Source organism: Formosa sp. L2A11 (assembly GCF_009796865.1).
GTDB lineage: Bacteria > Bacteroidota > Bacteroidia > Flavobacteriales > Flavobacteriaceae > Formosa.
Map to the genome: position 1 here is coordinate 684,592 of NZ_CP047028.1, position 16,476 is coordinate 701,067.

12 protein-coding genes and 1 riboswitch are annotated in these 16,476 nt (G+C 33.0%); of the genes, 3 read left to right on the plus strand and 9 right to left on the minus strand.

Annotated elements, in window-relative coordinates:
* Positions 1 to 142: 142 nt before the first annotated feature.
* The 9 genes from GQR95_RS03120 to GQR95_RS03160 all read right to left on the minus strand — a co-directional run bounded on the left by GQR95_RS03120 (position 143) and on the right by GQR95_RS03160 (position 13,096).
* Positions 143 to 1,195 (minus strand): NAD(P)/FAD-dependent oxidoreductase, encoded by a 1,053-nt coding sequence (locus GQR95_RS03120; protein ID WP_159021755.1) that lies wholly within the window; start codon positions 1,193 to 1,195, stop codon positions 143 to 145.
* A 39-nt stretch (positions 1,196 to 1,234) separates the two neighbouring features.
* Positions 1,235 to 2,014 carry a uroporphyrinogen-III C-methyltransferase gene (cobA, locus tag GQR95_RS03125; RefSeq protein ID WP_159021756.1) on the minus strand — a complete coding sequence of 260 codons (780 nt, stop codon included), beginning with the start codon at positions 2,012 to 2,014 and terminating at the stop codon, positions 1,235 to 1,237.
* Positions 2,001 to 4,109 carry a HEPN domain-containing protein gene (locus GQR95_RS03130; RefSeq protein ID WP_159021757.1) on the minus strand — a complete coding sequence of 703 codons (2,109 nt, stop codon included), beginning with the start codon at positions 4,107 to 4,109 and terminating at the stop codon, positions 2,001 to 2,003. Before GQR95_RS03130 ends, cobA begins: the two co-directional genes overlap by 14 nt.
* Before the next feature lie 13 nt (positions 4,110 to 4,122).
* Positions 4,123 to 4,749: a phosphoadenosine phosphosulfate reductase family protein gene (locus GQR95_RS03135; RefSeq protein ID WP_159021758.1), complete on the minus strand. Its 627-nt coding sequence runs from the start codon at positions 4,747 to 4,749 to the stop codon at positions 4,123 to 4,125.
* 106 nt (positions 4,750 to 4,855) lie between these two features.
* Entirely contained in the window at positions 4,856 to 5,263 is a 408-nt protein-coding gene (locus GQR95_RS03140) for an Rrf2 family transcriptional regulator (RefSeq protein ID WP_159021759.1), read from the minus strand.
* Between the two features lie 26 nt (positions 5,264 to 5,289).
* Positions 5,290 to 6,456 carry a PLP-dependent aspartate aminotransferase family protein gene (locus GQR95_RS03145; RefSeq protein WP_159021760.1) on the minus strand — a complete coding sequence of 389 codons (1,167 nt, stop codon included), beginning with the start codon at positions 6,454 to 6,456 and terminating at the stop codon, positions 5,290 to 5,292.
* 4 nt (positions 6,457 to 6,460) lie between these two features.
* Positions 6,461 to 9,862 (minus strand): bifunctional aspartate kinase/homoserine dehydrogenase I, encoded by a 3,402-nt coding sequence (gene thrA, locus GQR95_RS03150; RefSeq protein ID WP_159021761.1) that lies wholly within the window; start codon positions 9,860 to 9,862, stop codon positions 6,461 to 6,463.
* Between the two features lie 60 nt (positions 9,863 to 9,922).
* Positions 9,923 to 11,206: an O-acetylhomoserine aminocarboxypropyltransferase/cysteine synthase family protein gene (locus GQR95_RS03155; protein WP_159021762.1), complete on the minus strand. Its 1,284-nt coding sequence runs from the start codon at positions 11,204 to 11,206 to the stop codon at positions 9,923 to 9,925.
* Between the two features lie 124 nt (positions 11,207 to 11,330).
* A riboswitch (SAM riboswitch) is annotated at positions 11,331 to 11,454 on the minus strand.
* Between the two features lie 94 nt (positions 11,455 to 11,548).
* Complete coding sequence (locus tag GQR95_RS03160; RefSeq protein ID WP_159024217.1) at positions 11,549 to 13,096, minus strand: hypothetical protein; 1,548 nt, start codon at positions 13,094 to 13,096, stop codon at positions 11,549 to 11,551.
* A 147-nt stretch (positions 13,097 to 13,243) separates the two neighbouring features.
* On the opposite strand from GQR95_RS03160, the gene GQR95_RS03165 reads away from it, so the two are divergent.
* From GQR95_RS03165 to leuD, 3 genes are all read left to right on the plus strand, one after another.
* Positions 13,244 to 14,419 carry a 2-isopropylmalate synthase gene (locus GQR95_RS03165; protein ID WP_159021763.1) on the plus strand — a complete coding sequence of 392 codons (1,176 nt, stop codon included), beginning with the start codon at positions 13,244 to 13,246 and terminating at the stop codon, positions 14,417 to 14,419.
* 61 nt (positions 14,420 to 14,480) lie between these two features.
* Positions 14,481 to 15,863, plus strand: a complete 1,383-nt coding sequence (leuC, locus tag GQR95_RS03170) for a 3-isopropylmalate dehydratase large subunit (protein ID WP_159021764.1) — start codon at positions 14,481 to 14,483, stop codon at positions 15,861 to 15,863.
* Positions 15,864 to 16,448: a 3-isopropylmalate dehydratase small subunit gene (leuD, locus tag GQR95_RS03175; RefSeq protein WP_159021765.1), complete on the plus strand. Its 585-nt coding sequence runs from the start codon at positions 15,864 to 15,866 to the stop codon at positions 16,446 to 16,448.
* The last annotated feature ends 28 nt before the right edge of the window (positions 16,449 to 16,476 follow it).

Below are 16,476 nucleotides of genomic sequence, written 5' to 3' on the forward strand. Positions count from 1 at the left end.
TTATATATTTTTGAAACTAGTTTATTTTGCAATTTCGTGTCTTCAATCATAAAAAAACGTCTTATTATTTTTAATAATAGTCGGAAAAATTTCAACTAATTTACAGTCTATTTTACAAAACGACTAATTAAAAAATAAGATTTTATATAATAGCTTTTACAACTGCTTTTGGCGCTTCTTTACGTGTACCGTCAAAACCATCAATACCACTTACAGTTGTATATTTAAGCACATACTTCTTACCTGGATTAATACGTTTATAAGCAGACTGACACATTAATGTTGCTTCATGAAAACCACAAAGAATTAATTTTAATTTCCCAGGATACGTATTTACATCTCCAATAGCATAAATTCCGGGAATGTTAGTTTGGTAATCTAAGGCATTATCTACTTTAATGGCATTTTTTTCAATATCTAATCCCCAGTTTCCAATAGGTCCTAATTTTGGAGACAATCCGAATAATGGAATAAAGAAATCTGTTTCTATTTGAAACTCTTCATCTGCTTTCTTAACTGTTACACTTTCGATATGATCTTCTCCAGAAACGCCTACAACTTCTGAAGGTGTTACTAAATTAATTTTTCCTAAAAGTTTTAATTCCTGAACTTTTTCTACAGAATCTAAAGCCCCACGGAATTCGTTACGTCTGTGAATTAGTGTTACTTCTGAAGCGATATCGGCTAAAAAGATACTCCAATCTAGAGCAGAATCTCCACCACCAGAAATTACAACACGTTTATTTCTATATTTTTCTGGATCTTTAATAAAATAATCTACACCATGATCTTCATATTTAGTAATATTTTCAATCAAGGGTTTTCTAGGCTCAAAACTACCTAAACCACCAGCAATAGCAACAATTGGTGCTTGATGTTGTGTTCCTTTATTTGTTGTTACAATAAACGATCCGTCTTCTTGTTTATCTATTGTTTCAGCACGTTCTCCTAAAGTAAATCCAGGCTCGAACTGTCTCCCTTGCTCTAATAAGTTTTTCGTTAAATCTCCTGCTAAAACATCTGGAAATCCTGGAATATCATATATCGGTTTTTTAGGATAAAGTTCTGAACATTGCCCACCAGCTTGTGGTAAAGCATCAATTAAATGACATTTCAACTTTAATAACCCTGCTTCAAACACAGTGAATAATCCTGTTGGTCCTGCTCCTATTATTAATATATCTGTTTTTATCATTTTAAATAATTTTACTGAAATGTGATTTGATTTTTTTTACTAAAACACCGATTTTAAATCGTGTAATTCTGTTTTAATTCTATCTAGACTTGTACGCTCCCGAACAACTTCACCAATAACTATTATGGCTGGAGAACTTAACCCTTGTTCTGTAACTACATTTTGAATAGAATTTATAGTCCCAAAACCAACCTTTTCGTTAGCATAAGTTCCGTTTTGTATGATTGCAATGGGAAGATCATGCTTATTTTCGTTTGAAAACAATTGCACAATTTCCGATAATTTACTCATTCCCATTAAAATAACAATAGTTGCCGATGATTTGGCTGCTAAAGCGATATCGCTAGAAATGACGTGGTTTTTTGTTGTTCCTGTAATCACCCAAAAACTTTCGGAAACCCCGCGTTTTGTTAACGGAATACCTTGGTTTGTTGGCACTGATAATGCCGAAGACATACCAGGAATAACATTTACTTTAAGGTTTTTTGATTTTGCATAATCGATTTCTTCTGCACCTCTTCCAAAAACAAATGGATCTCCGCCTTTTAGACGAACCACATGACCAAAACGTTTTGCATGTTCTACAATAAGTTCATTAATTTGTTCTTGTTGATAGGCGTAACACCCTTTTCGTTTCCCCACAAAAATAACCTCTTGTGCCGAAGAAGCATATTTAAGTAAGTCAACATTTATAAGTGCATCGTACAAAATAACATCTGCAGATTCTATAGCTTTAATTGCTTTAAGCGATATTAAATCTGGATCTCCCGGGCCAGCACCTACTACCGTTAATTTTGGTATGTTATTAGTTTTCTGCATTGACTAATTCACGTGATCTAAAAACGTCTATGGTATTAAAGAAAGCTTTGGTTTGGTTAATATATGTGGTTGCAAATGCTTTGCTTGGTTCGTTTTTATTGATTTGGTAAACAAAATCTGAAAAACTTGTATTAGTATCTAATGTAATTTTATTAGTTTCTACAAACGTATCATCAAACAAATTAATAATATTTGCTTGAGAATTTGTTTTCACATCTTCAGATAACAATAAGGCTTTTGCAGCATTTACATTTGCTGTATATGCTAAATAAATAGCATCTGCCCATTTATCTGTGGTCTTGAAAACATCTTCTGCTCTATCTAATTTTTCTTTAGCTTCAAATAATAAAGTTGCTACTAAATCTATAATAACTCCAGCACATTCCCCGACACCAACTTCTTGCTTATATGCTTCATTTGTTCCCCAATCTATAAAATCGCTTGGTTGTAAATTTTCTGTATCTGATAAAGTTACTAAGAAATTATAAAAATATTTTTGTCCGTCTTGACGGTCGTAATATTCTAAAAACGATTCTCCAGGATTACCATTAGCTTCAAAATCGTCTAAGATTAAACGTAATGCTTGTGGCCCTCTTTTAGATGGTAATTTAATTACTTTATCTGCAAAACGTCCTTCTCCATTTCCTAAAACACCACCACCTAATAATACTTGTACTGCAGGCGCAACTAATTTATCCTTAGTACGAATAGACATCCCTTGAAAACCAATGTGTGCCATATTGTGTTGTCCACAAGCATTCATACAACCACTAATTTTGATTGCAATATTTTGATTATTGATGTACTGTGGATACTCAGAATATAATACTTTCTCTAACTCATCTGCCATTCCTGTACTACTTGCAATACCTAAATTACACGTATCTGTTCCTGGACATGCTGTAATATCTGTAGTCGCATTAAAGCCAGTTTCAACAAAATCTAAAGCTTTTAATTCCTGATAAAAAAACGGTAATAGGTCTTCTTTTACATGACGGATTAAAATATTTTGTCTTAAAGAAAAACGCAATTCATCTGCAGCATAATCTTTTATTAAAGCAGCTAATTTTCTAGCTTTATCGGTATAAAAATCACCTAACTTTATTTTAATTCCAATTGCAAATAGACCATCTTGTTTCTGTGGAAGTACATTTAAAGCCCTCCAGCTGTTATAAGCATTTTCATCTTCTATCTCTACTTCCGGAACAGCAACATCTGCAAGATTTATGGCTTCATCATTTGCATCAATATGTACTTCTTGATTAGATAATGCTTTTTGTTCAGCTTCAACTAATTCTAAGAATTTCTCTGCACCATATTCTTTAATTAAGAATTTCATACGCGCTTTCATACGTCTGGCACGTTCACCATGACGATCGAAAATACGCAATACACTCTCTATTAAAGGAATAACCTTATACGTCGGTAAAAACTCATAGATTAAATCTGCATGTCTTGGCTGAGATCCTAAACCTCCTCCTAATACAACTCTAAAACCGCGTTCTCCATCTTTTATCTTCGGAATAAATCCTAAATCATGAATGTAACTTAACGCTGTATCAGCATCGGAAGAAGAGAACGATATCTTGAATTTACGCCCCATTTCTTGACAAATTGGGTTACGTAAAAAGAATTGAAACACAGCATGAGCATACGGCGTAACGTCGAAAGGCTCGTCTACATCTATCCCAGCTGTTTCACTAGCTGTTACATTTCTTACGGTATTACCACAAGCTTCACGCAATGTAATATCGTCTTGTTCTAATTGCGACCATAATTCTGGTGTATCATCAATACTTACGTAGTGAATTTGAACATCTTGACGGGTCGTAATATGTAATCGTCCTGTAGAAAAACGATCTGAAACATCAGAAATTCTTAATAACTGATTAGAAGTTACTTTACCATAAGGCAATTTAATACGAATCATTTGTACGCCTGGTTGACGCTGACCGTAAATACCACGTGCCAATCGTAAGCTTCTAAAACTCTCGTCTGTTATATTACCTTCATTGAATAATCGAATTTTCTTCTCTAATTCAATGATGTCCTGTTCTACTAAAGGGTTCTCTATTTCTGATCTAAAACTCTGCATGATTTTGTTTCATTTATTGAAAGTGTATTCCACACTCTCGATTTTGTAAGGCTTTGGTCGGGTCAAAATAAAATTTATTTTTCGGAAGTTTTTCTTCTGCGATATATGCATCTAAATCTTCATCCGACCAATAATAAAAAGGACTAACTTTTAAGACATCATCCTTGCTCCAACTTAAAATATCTTTAGATTTTCTGTATTCTGTTTGTCTAACACGAATATTAGTAAACCAAAGTTCTGGAGATTGTTCTGTTAAAGCTCTTCTAAAAGGCTCTAGCTTTACAACTTCCGTAAATTCGGCATGTTTTGGGCTGGTTACTTCTGGGATACCTATTGTTGAATCTATTACCGATTTACTCAACAAAGGCTCATATTTTTCAATGTTTAAATTGAATGTGTCTATTAAATTTTTAGCGTGATCGTAAGTCTCTGGTGTATTATACAACGTATCGCACCACACTACTTTTATATTATTATCTTGTTTTGAAATACTACTTAAAAGCACTGATGAATACACGCCAAAACTTGTAGTAACTATTTTCTTATCTGTTAAAGCCAAAGCCCAAGTAATAATTTCTTCGGGTGTTTTGTCTCTTAATTCTTTATTCCAGTATGAAATATCTATTGTGTTATCCAACATAACTCATCTTTTTCATCTACTTCTATTCCCCTATCGGGATAGTAGGTTATTTGACAAATGTATATGATGTAGTTTAGATATGCAAACTTTAAATCAAAAAAAAAAGTTAAACTAAATCTGCTAACGACTTGTGATTGAAGATGTCAAGCGTTTGATCGCGAACTTCTGCCATAAGAGTATGTACACCACAAAGGGCTTCGTCTGGGCAGTCGTCGCATTTTTCGTAAAAATTTAAACTGACACAAGGCACCATAGCAATAGGACCTTCTAGGGTTCTCATCACTAAAGACATCTTAATATCTTGAGGTTCTTTTAATAAATAATAACCTCCATTTTTACCTTTTTTAGAACCTAACACTCCAATTTTTCGGAGTGTTAGTAAAATACTTTCTAAAAATTTTTGTGAAATATTTTCGCTCTTAGAGATTACACTAATTTGAACTGGTGTATTATTCTCCTGACGCGCTAAAAATATAAGGGCCTTTAAGCCGTATTTGGTTTTCTTTGAAAGCATGGTGCAAATATACTGCTTTTTAAGATTTAATTTAAAGCCTGATTTAAATCGTTTATAATATCGTCAGTATGCTCTAAACCAACAGATATACGTACCAATCCGTCTGTAATTCCTGTTTCCATTCTATCTTCTTTACTCAATTTACTGTGTGTTGTAGATGCTGGATGTGTTACAATTGTTCTAGTATCTCCTAAATTAGCAGATAGCGATAATAATTTTATTTTATTTAAAAATGCACGTCCACCTTCTACGCCGCCTTTAACCTCAAAAGCAATAATGTTTCCACCAAGTTTCATTTGTTTTTTAGCAATTTCGTATTGCGGGTGCGATTTTAAAAACGGATATTTTACTAAAGAAACATTATCATGTCCTTCTAAAAACTCGGCCACTTTTAGTGCATTCTCGCAATGTTTATCTACACGAACGGCCAATGTTTCTAAACTTTTAGATAACACCCAAGCATTAAAAGGTGATAATGCTGGACCTGTATTTCTTGAGAATAAATAAATCTCACGAATTAAATCTGCTCGACCTACAGCAACTCCTCCAAGAACACGCCCTTGACCATCCATTAATTTTGTAGCAGAATGTATTACAATATCTGCTCCAAATTTAATTGGGTTTTGTAAATAAGGTGTTGCAAAGCAGTTATCTATTACTAATAGAATATTATGCTTTTTAGCAATTTTTCCTAACAACTCTAAATCTATAATATCTACAGCAGGATTTGTTGGACTCTCCGCATATAAAATTTTAGTACTTGGCTTTATTAAGCTTTCTATTTTATCTACATCATTTATATTAAAGTATGATGTTTCTATATTCCACTTTGGAAGAAACTTAGTAAACAAAGCATGTGTAGAACCAAAAACAGAACTTGCAGACACAATATGATCGCCACTGCTTAAAAGTCCTGCAAATGTTGAAAACACAGCAGACATTCCTGTTGCAAAAGCATAACCACTTTCTGCACCTTCCATTTTACAGACTTTATCTATAAACTCTGAGGTGTTTGGATTTGTAAAACGGCTATAAATATTACGTTCTTTTTCTTCTGTGAATGATGCTCGCATATCTTCAGCATCTTCAAAAACAAAACTTGAACTTAAATATAAAGGTGTAGAATGTTCTAAAAATTGTGAACGCTCTGTTTGCGTACGAATAGCTTCTGTTTCGAAATGATTATCTTTCATGGTATTAATACGTGTTTTTTTCTGTTAATCTTAAAATATCTCCAAATACACCACGGGCTGTTACTGCTGCTCCTGCACCTGCGCCTTGAATCACGACTGGCTGATCGCCATAAGATTCGGTGTAAATTTCGAAAATTGAATCCGATCCTTTTAAAGATCCTAATGGTGAACTTTCTGGCACCGACACTAATTTCACTTCTAACTTCGCTCCTTTTTCATCGGCTAAGTCTCCGTGTAAATCACCAATATATCTTAAAACATGACCTGGTTTTTGTTCATCTTTTTTACCTTGATACAAATCGTCCATTGCTGTAAAAGACTTTAAAAAGGTATTTGCATCTATACTTCGCAACTCTTCAGGAATTAAATTCTGAATATTTACATCTGTAATCTCGTTATGTAAGTCGAGTTCTCGTGCTAAAATTAACAATTTTCTAGCAACATCGTTCCCACATAAATCTTCTCTTGGATCTGGCTCTGTAAATCCTTTATCTACAGCTTCCTGTAACACCTTAGAAAAAGGCTCGTTTTTTAGCGAATAATTATTAAACAAATAACTTAACGATCCAGAAAACACACCTCTAATTTTAGTAATATTTTCTCCAGATAAATGTAAGAGTTTAATCGTATCTATTAATGGTAAACCTGCACCTACATTGGTTTCGTAAAGATAGTTTTTCTGGTTTTTAGCTAATACTTGACGTAATTCACTATAGAATTTAAAATCTATTGTATTTGCAATTTTGTTAGAAGATACTAAATCGAAACCATGTTCTACCAACGAAATATAATTAGACACAAAAGCTGCACTCGCGGTATTATCTATGGCAATTAAATTTTCTAAATGATTTTTTTTAGCATAAGAAACTAAACTATCAAACGTATATGGCTTGCCGTTTTCTTCTAATTCTGCTTTCCAATTTTCATCTATTCCTTTTCTATTTAATAAGGCTTGTTTTGAATTTGCAATCGCAAAAATATTCAGTTTAATACCTTTACGTTTTTCAATATCATTGGCTGAAGCTATAATTTGATTAATTAACGTTCCGCCAACTAATCCGTGACCAAAAATGGCCAAGTTTATTTTTTTAGAAATTCCAAAAATCTCTCCGTGAATTACATTTAAGGCTTTATGAAGTTGAGATTTTCTAACCACCAAACTTACATTTTCACCTGTAATTGTATTATTGAAAAGTAATGGAACAATCTGATTTTTTATTAAAGCATTGAATGGTTTATGAAACGTACTTAAATCTTGCCCAACAATTGAAATGACAGAAACATTGTCTATAATTCCAATTCTATTTACATCTTGAACATAAAAATCTGTTTCAAATTCGCGCTCTAAAGCAATCACGGCTTGCGATGCTTTATGAGCATCTACAACCAAACCTAAACCACGTTCAGACGAACCTTGCGAAATAATACTTACACTAATATCGTTAGCACTTAAGGTTTTAAACACACGCGCATCTACACCTACTTTCCCTAACAATCCGCGTCCTTCTAAATTAATTAAAGACATATTATCTAAAACAGATAATGAACGAATCCCTTTAGAAGCTGTTTTTGCTGTAATTAAAGTCCCCTGATCTCCGCTATTAAATGTATTTAAAATACGTAGTGAAATATTTTTTTCAAGTAACGGAATAATCGTTTTGGCATGTAAAACCGTCGCTCCAAAATTGGCTAACTCATTCGCTTCTGCAAACGATAATTCTTCAATTTTCTTAGCATCGGGAACCAAATCTGGATTCGCCGTATAAATTCCGTTTACATGTGTGTAATTTTGCAACTCTTCAGCATCTAAAAAATTAGCTAAAAGTGCTGCAGAATAATTACTTCCGTTTCTACCTAAAGTAGTTGTTTTGTTATCTTGGTTAGAGGCAATAAACCCTGTTACTATATTTACAGTCTCTCCATTATATTTTTTAAAATGTTTTATTACATTTTCTTTAGACACTTTTGTATTTGGTTGTGCATTACCAAATGTATCGTCTGTTTTTATAAGCAATCGAGAATCTGTTGCATGGGCTTTTATTCCTTTTTTGTTAAGTAATTCTGAAACTAATTTAACCGATAATAATTCGCCTTGTGCTAAAACTTCGTCTTTAATTTTCTTACTATAATCTCCTAATAATTTTACACCACCAAAGACTTTATCTAACACTGAAAACTCTTCAGTAAAATCAATTTCTGGGCAAGGTTCTTTTTGATATGCTTTAAAAGCTTCTAAATCTTTTTTATAAGATTCATCGTTTTTAGCTTTTTCTAAAATTAGCTCTAATTTATCTGTAGAACTTCCTCTAGCAGAAAGCACAACTGCTATTTTTTCGTCGTTATTTACTTTACTTTCAATAATATTAAGAACCGTTTCAAGTCCTTCGCCATTAGCCAACGATTTCCCTCCAAACTTTAGCACTTTCATGCGTTTATTCTTCAATTCTGGTTTAAAAATGCCTTCAACTATGGTTTCTAATTGTTCAAACTCTATTAAGAATGCATCGTGACCATGATCGGAATGAATTTCATTATAGGTCACATTTGGATGTGTAAGCGCTAATTTCTTTTGCGTTTCACGATTTTCTTCCGCAGTAAAAAATAAATCAGAATCTACACCAACTATAGAAATGTTAGATTGAATAACATCTAACACATTCACGTCTTCTGGTCTGTTTTTAGTAACATCGATAGTACGCAATAATTGATTCATTAATCTATATGCTGAAAGCTGAAAACGTTCTTGCAACTTATTTCCGTGATGCAACAACCAACTCTCTACATTAAAGATTTCTAGATCTTCATTTTTACTTCTATGAAAACGTTCTTTAAACGATTTTGGTGTTCTATAACACAACATCGCATGCATACGCGCATCGTGAACGGGATTTTTAGAATTGGTTAAAAATTGCTCCTGAATTTGGCAATTACCAATTAGCCAATCTGTAGATTTCCAATCTGTTGCCACCACAATTAAGTTTTCGGCTAAAGTAGGATGCATTACAGCCATTTCCCATGCTATTCCACCTCCTAAAGAACCTCCAATCATGGCGAAAACCAACTCTATTTTCAAGAGTTTAAGCCCTTTTAAAAAGATGTTTGCTATATCGCGAGCTACAAAATCTTTATAATTTTCTATTACAAAACCATCGTAACCATTACCCGGAATATTAAAAGAGATTACAGTAAGTTTCTTAGTATCTATAATTTTATTGTCTCCAATAAGATCGCTCCACCAACCACCATCTCCGGCAACATTACTGTTCCCCGTTAACGCGTGATTAACCAAAACAATTGGGGCTTCGTGTAATGGTCTACCAAATACTTCGTAAGAAAGTTTTATTGGTAATTCTGCTCCACTAATGGTTTTATAAGAATCTAAGGTTATAAACTGTAAATTTTTCATATTGCAATATATAAAAGCTGCGAATTAAAAGGGCTTAATTTAAAATAAACTGAAATACTATTAAGCAGTTTTAACAGCCTGGAATGCTTGTGTTAAATCAGATTTTAGATCTTCTAAATCCTCAATTCCAACAGATAAACGCACCAAATCTTTTGTAACTCCCGAAGCTTCTTGAGCAGCTTCGTCTAACTGTTGGTGCGTTGTACTTGAAGGGTGAATAATTAAAGATTTTGTATCTCCAATATTTGCTAATAATGAGAATATTTCTGTTTTATCTGCTATAATTTTAGCAGCCTTAAATCCGCCTTTATGCCCAAAAGTAACCATACCACTTTGTCCTTTTGGAAGATATTTATCGGCTAAAGTTTTATATTTACTACTTTCTAATCCTGGATAATTTACCCAAGCAACCTCATCTTGTACTTCTAACCATTGTGCTAACGCTAATGCATTTTCACTATGTTTTTTTATACGTAATTCTAAAGTTTCTAAACCTTGAATAATTTGAAAAGCGTTAAACGGACTTAAAGCACTACCATAATCACGTAATCCTTCAACTCTAACTTTAGCTATAAACGCAGCTTCTTTTAAAGCTTCACTATATACTAAACCGTGATATCCTGCAGAAGGCTCTGTAAATTCGGGGAATTTTCCGTTTGCCCAGTTAAATGTACCTGCATCAATAATAGCACCACCAAGACTTGTTCCGTTTCCGTTAATGTATTTCGTTAACGAATGAATTACAAGATTTGCACCATAAGCAATAGGATTTAAAAGCGCCGGTGAAGCTACGGTATTATCTACAATTAAAGGAATATCGTTAGCTTTAGACACATTAGCAATGGCTTCAATATCTAAAACATCTAACTTCGGATTCCCTAAAGATTCTATAAAAACAGCACGTGTATTATCTTGAACTGCTGCTTGAAAATTTTCGGCATTAGAAGGATCTACAAATGTGGTTGTAACACCATGCCTAGGTAAAGTTACTGCCAATAAATTATACGTTCCACCGTATAAACTGCTAGACGCTACAATATGGTCTCCGGCTTTTAAAAGCGTAAGTAAAGTTGTAGAAATTGCTGCTGTTCCAGATGCGGTAACTACAGCTCCTATTCCGCCTTCAATAGCGGCTAAACGTTGTTCTAAAACATCGTTTGTAGGGTTGTTTAATCTTGTGTAAATGTAACCAGGTTCGGCTAAAGCAAATAGATTTGCAGCATGGTCTGAATCGTTAAAAACATACGACGATGTTTGGTAAATTGGCACTGCTCGTGTGCCTCCATTTTTCTTAACATCGTGTCCTGCGTGCAACGCTTGTGTTGCGAATTTTTGTGTACTCATTTTTCTTTCTTTTTGAGTTAATAAATTAAAACTAAAAGTCAAATGCACCTTTTTTAAGGTGTACCTAAATAGAAAAATGTTAAAAAGAAAAAAAATACAAATTACTCTGAAGAGCAATTTCGTTTAGTTATCTATCTAAATCGCCGATAAATGAATCGGTTTTTAAGTAGAATTTAGCACCTTCTTTATAAGTTAAAGGGTTGCTAAGGCTTCAGCGGGTCTAATCCCTCCACCTTTCTTGATAACATTTCAATACATTATTGAACTTTGTGAGTGCAAATATTCAGTTAGAAAAGTCGATTTTCCAAATTATTTAAGACATTTTTATAAAAAAACATTTATTTACCGTTTGTGTTCTGCTAAATATTTATCCTTAATAATCTGTCCGACAGGCTTATTTTCAATCTTACTTTCTAGCCAAGAAATAATATCTAAATATAAAAATGCACGTTTCTCGTAAGGATGATTTTCGTACATTTTTAACGTATTTCTTAAATCCATAAACGCATGCTTAATATCTTGCGGATACACATCTTGCAAGCCTTTTATAAATTTTATCATCTCTTTTTGTACCTCATGTAAATCGTTCATTTTAATTAAAAACTTATACGTGCTACGCAATAATATATCTATATGATAATCTAGACCAGCTTCGTAATGCGCTACTAAATTTAAAACTCGGGAAAAGCACAATAAATCTTCGCGCATGGACAGACTTTTATTCGAAATAATTTTATCTAAATAAAAGATACATTTTTTATTATCTCCTGCTCCAAAATATAAACTTGCAAATTTGTAATAGAAAATCATAGCATGATGCTCATCAATTCTATTCGAATATTTTTTTAAATCGGTTTCTATTTTAGGCACTAAACTTAAACCTTCCTCAAACGATCCATCTATAAAATGAGAATTCACTTTATTTAAATTAAAATATAAAAAGGCTAAAGACTCTACATTTTCATCTCTTAAAAACTTTTTATCATTTACAATGGTTTCTAATCGCACCAAAGCCTCTTCAAACTTCGTTTTACTTCTCACAAAAAACAAAGCTTCGAGTAAGTAGTTTTTCCCTTTTAAAAAGAACACAGGATTAAGATTAATCATATCTGGATTATCGTAAAATAAATCCACCCATTTAGAAGCATAACGGTAACAATTTTTAAAATCTTGAGTTAAAAAACTATACCATAAATAGGCATTATAAAGCCATAACTTTTCTCTAAATCCTAAATTTTTAATATTAAATTTAGGAAGCCTGTTATTAAAATATTCGGCAACCTGAATGCCTTCTTCTTCATTTTTAACATAACCTGTTTTTAGAAAAACGCCATACAACTGAAGCGATAAATTAGAGAGTTTACTCGCTATAACATTTAACTCACTCAGGTCTTTTGCCTGGATAGTCAACTCGTCTGCACGACCACCAATACTTCGTGTAATGTATTGCGATTCTATTAATTTTTCGAATTCTACAATTTCGTAAGCCAAGTTTTTTTCTTCACTATGAATGGCTAATTCTTTCGATTTATCTAAAATCTTTAAACTCTGTTTATATAAACCTTTATGGTATAAAATTGAAGCAAAATCTAATTGTTCTCGTATTTGAGATCTTATATTTTGATGTGAAGGGTTTAATTTTAAACTTATTAAAATTTGTTTGTATAAATGTGCTTTAACATTGGCTAGCTGTTGTTTTTTAACATCACCGTTTTTTAATATAAATTCTTCATCATAAATCGATAACTTATCTAAAATATTAAATAAATTTAAAAACTTAGAATCGCTATTAACACCTAATCTTCCAACATACAGTTTAAACTGTCTCTTTTCAGACTTGGTTAAGGACTTTACTAGCAAAAACAAATTATCTTTTTGGTCTTTTATCATCAAATAAAAAGTGTTTTAATTAACAGACACACAGATAGTTAAGTGCGTTTAAATACTTTTAAACATCGTAAAAGTACAATAATGAGATATTACTTTACAAAAGTATAATATAAATTCGTAGAACAATAAGAAAATAAATTCATATAAATGTCACATTCTAACATTCAAATATTTGACACAACGTTACGCGATGGCGAACAAGTCCCAGGTTGCAAGTTAAACAAAGAGCAAAAAATTATAATTGCTGAAAGACTTGATCTGCTAGGAGTTGACGTTATTGAAGCGGGTTTTCCTGTGTCAAGTCCTGGAGATTTCGCTTCGGTTGAAGCCATTTCAAAAATCGTAAAGAATGCTACAGTTTGTGGACTAACAAGATCTGTAGAAAATGATATTAAAGTTGCTGGTGAAGCATTACGTTATGCAAAAAAAGCAAGAATTCACACAGGAATTGGAACATCTGATTCTCATATAAAATTTAAATTTGCATCTAATCGCGATGCCATCATAGAACGTGCCGTAAGAGCTGTGCGTTATGCTAAAACCTTTACTGAAGATGTAGAGTTTTATGCAGAAGATGCAGGACGTACAGATAACGATTATTTAGCAAGAGTTTGCGAAGCTGTAATTGCAGCAGGTGCAACTGTTTTAAATATTCCAGATACAACAGGATACTGTTTACCTAACGAATATGGTGCTAAAATAAAGTATTTAAAAGAGAACGTTAAGGGTATTGAAAAAGCAATTTTATCTTGCCACTGCCACAACGATTTAGGATTAGCTACTGCAAATTCTATTGAAGGTGTTATTAATGGTGCAAGACAAATTGAGTGTACAATTAATGGTATTGGAGAACGTGCTGGAAACACAGCTTTAGAAGAAGTTGTTATGATTTTAAAACAACACCCAACCTTAAATTTAGATACAAATATAAACACCTCTTTATTATACAGTACAAGCCAAATGGTTTCTGAACATATGGGAATTTATACGCAACCAAACAAAGCAATTGTTGGAGCTAATGCATTTGCTCATAGTTCTGGAATTCATCAAGATGGTGTGATTAAAAATCGTGAAACTTACGAAATTATCGACCCTAAAGATGTTGGAGTAACAGAATCTGCTATTGTATTAACAGCGAGAAGTGGTAGAGCTGCTTTAGCTTACAGAGCAAAAAATGTAGGATACGAATTAACTAAATTGCAATTAGATGTAGTTTATGCTAATTTCTTAGATTTTGCAGATGTTAAAAAAGAAATAAACGATTCTGATATTCATCAAATTATTGAAACTAGTAGCGTTTATAATCAAATTATTTCTGCTTAAAATAAGCTAAAAGTCTATTTCATAAATTAAATTTGAAGTGAAATAGCAAAAACAACATGAAATGAAAAAAACATTATTTGATAAAGTATGGGATGCACATGTAGTTGACGCCATAGATAATGGCCCACAAGTATTGTACATCGATAAACATTTAATACATGAAGTAACAAGCCCACAAGCTTTTAACGAGTTAAAAGACAGAGATATTCCTGTATTTAGACCCAACCAAATTGTGGCAACAGCAGATCATAATACGCCAACAACAAATCAACATTTACCAATACAAGATACGTTATCTAGACATCAGCTTGAGCAGCTATCAAAAAACTGTACCGACAACGGAATCACACTTTTTGAATTAGGTCACAAATACAATGGAATAGTGCACGTTATGTCTCCCGAATTAGGTATCACACAACCTGGGATGACAATCGTATGTGGAGATAGTCATACCTCTACACATGGTGCATTTGGAACTATTGCTTTTGGAATCGGTACCAGTCAAGTTGCTCAGGTTTTTGCTAGTCAATGTTTACTTTTAAGTAAGCCTAAAAGCTTACGTGTTTCTGTAAATGGAAAACTAAAAAACGGTGTACTTCCTAAAGATGTTATTTTATATATCATCGCTAAATTAGGAACCAATGCAGGTACAGGTTATTTCTGTGAATATGCAGGAGACGTATTTCAAAACATGAGTATGGAAGGCCGCATGACGGTTTGTAATATGAGTATTGAAATGGGAGCCCGTGGCGGTATGATAGCACCAGACCAAACTACTTTTGACTATGTTGAAGGTCGTGAGTTTGCACCTAAAGGTGAAGATTTCAAAAAGAAAGTAGCCTACTGGAAAACATTACCAACAGATGAAGGTGCCGAATTCGATAAAGAATACTTCTTCGACGCAGAAGATATCGAACCTATGGTTACCTACGGAACCAACCCTGGTATGGGGATAAAAGTAACAGAAAACATCCCTACACTTGACGATGCTTCTTTTGAAAAATCATTGAAATATATGAACTTTAAAAAAGGAGAATCTCTTATAAACAAACCAATTAATTTTGTCTTTATTGGTAGCTGTACCAACTCTAGAATTGAAGATTTTAGAGTAGCTGCTAAATATATTAAAGGCAAACAAAAAGCCCCTAACGTTACTGCCTGGTTAGTTCCTGGAAGTAAATTGGTAGAAACACAAATTATTGAAGAAGGTCTTAAAGACATTTTTACAGATGCCGGTTTCGAACTCCGCCAACCTGGATGTTCTGCATGTTTAGCGATGAATGATGATAAAATTCCGAAAGACGAATATTGTGTATCTACTTCAAACAGAAATTTTGAAGGACGACAAGGTCAAGGTGCTCGTACCATTTTAGCAAGTCCGTTAGTTGCAGCAGCAACAGCGGTAGAAGGAAAAATTATAGACATTACAAAACAATTAAACTAAATGGAAAAGTTTACAACATTACATTCTAGAGCCATTCCATTAGATATAGAAAATATAGATACAGACCAAATCATTCCTGCGCGTTTCTTAAAAGCAACAGACAGAGAAGGTTTTGGAGATAATGTATTTAGAGATTGGAGATTTAATCAAAACGGAGATTTAAACGCAGAGTTCCCTTTAAATAATACGACTTATATGGGTAGTATTCTTGTCGCTGGAGACAACTTTGGTTGCGGATCTAGTAGAGAGCATGCCGCTTGGGCAATAGCCGATTACGGATTTAAGGTTGTTGTTTCTAGTTTCTTTGCAGATATTTTTAAAGGAAACGCACTTAACAACGGAATTTTACCAATACAAGTTACTCCTGCTTATTTAAAAGAATTATTTAATCATATTACAGCAGACCCAGAAACAATAATTAATGTAAATTTAGAAGATCAAACTATTTCTATTAAAGACACCGATTTATCAGAGCATTTTGATATTGACCCTTACAAAAAAACATGTCTTATAAATGGTTATGACGACATTGATTATTTATTAAGCAAAAAAGATGCTATATTAGCTTTTGAAGCTAAATCCTGAAAACACAACCTTATACACATTTAAGTAG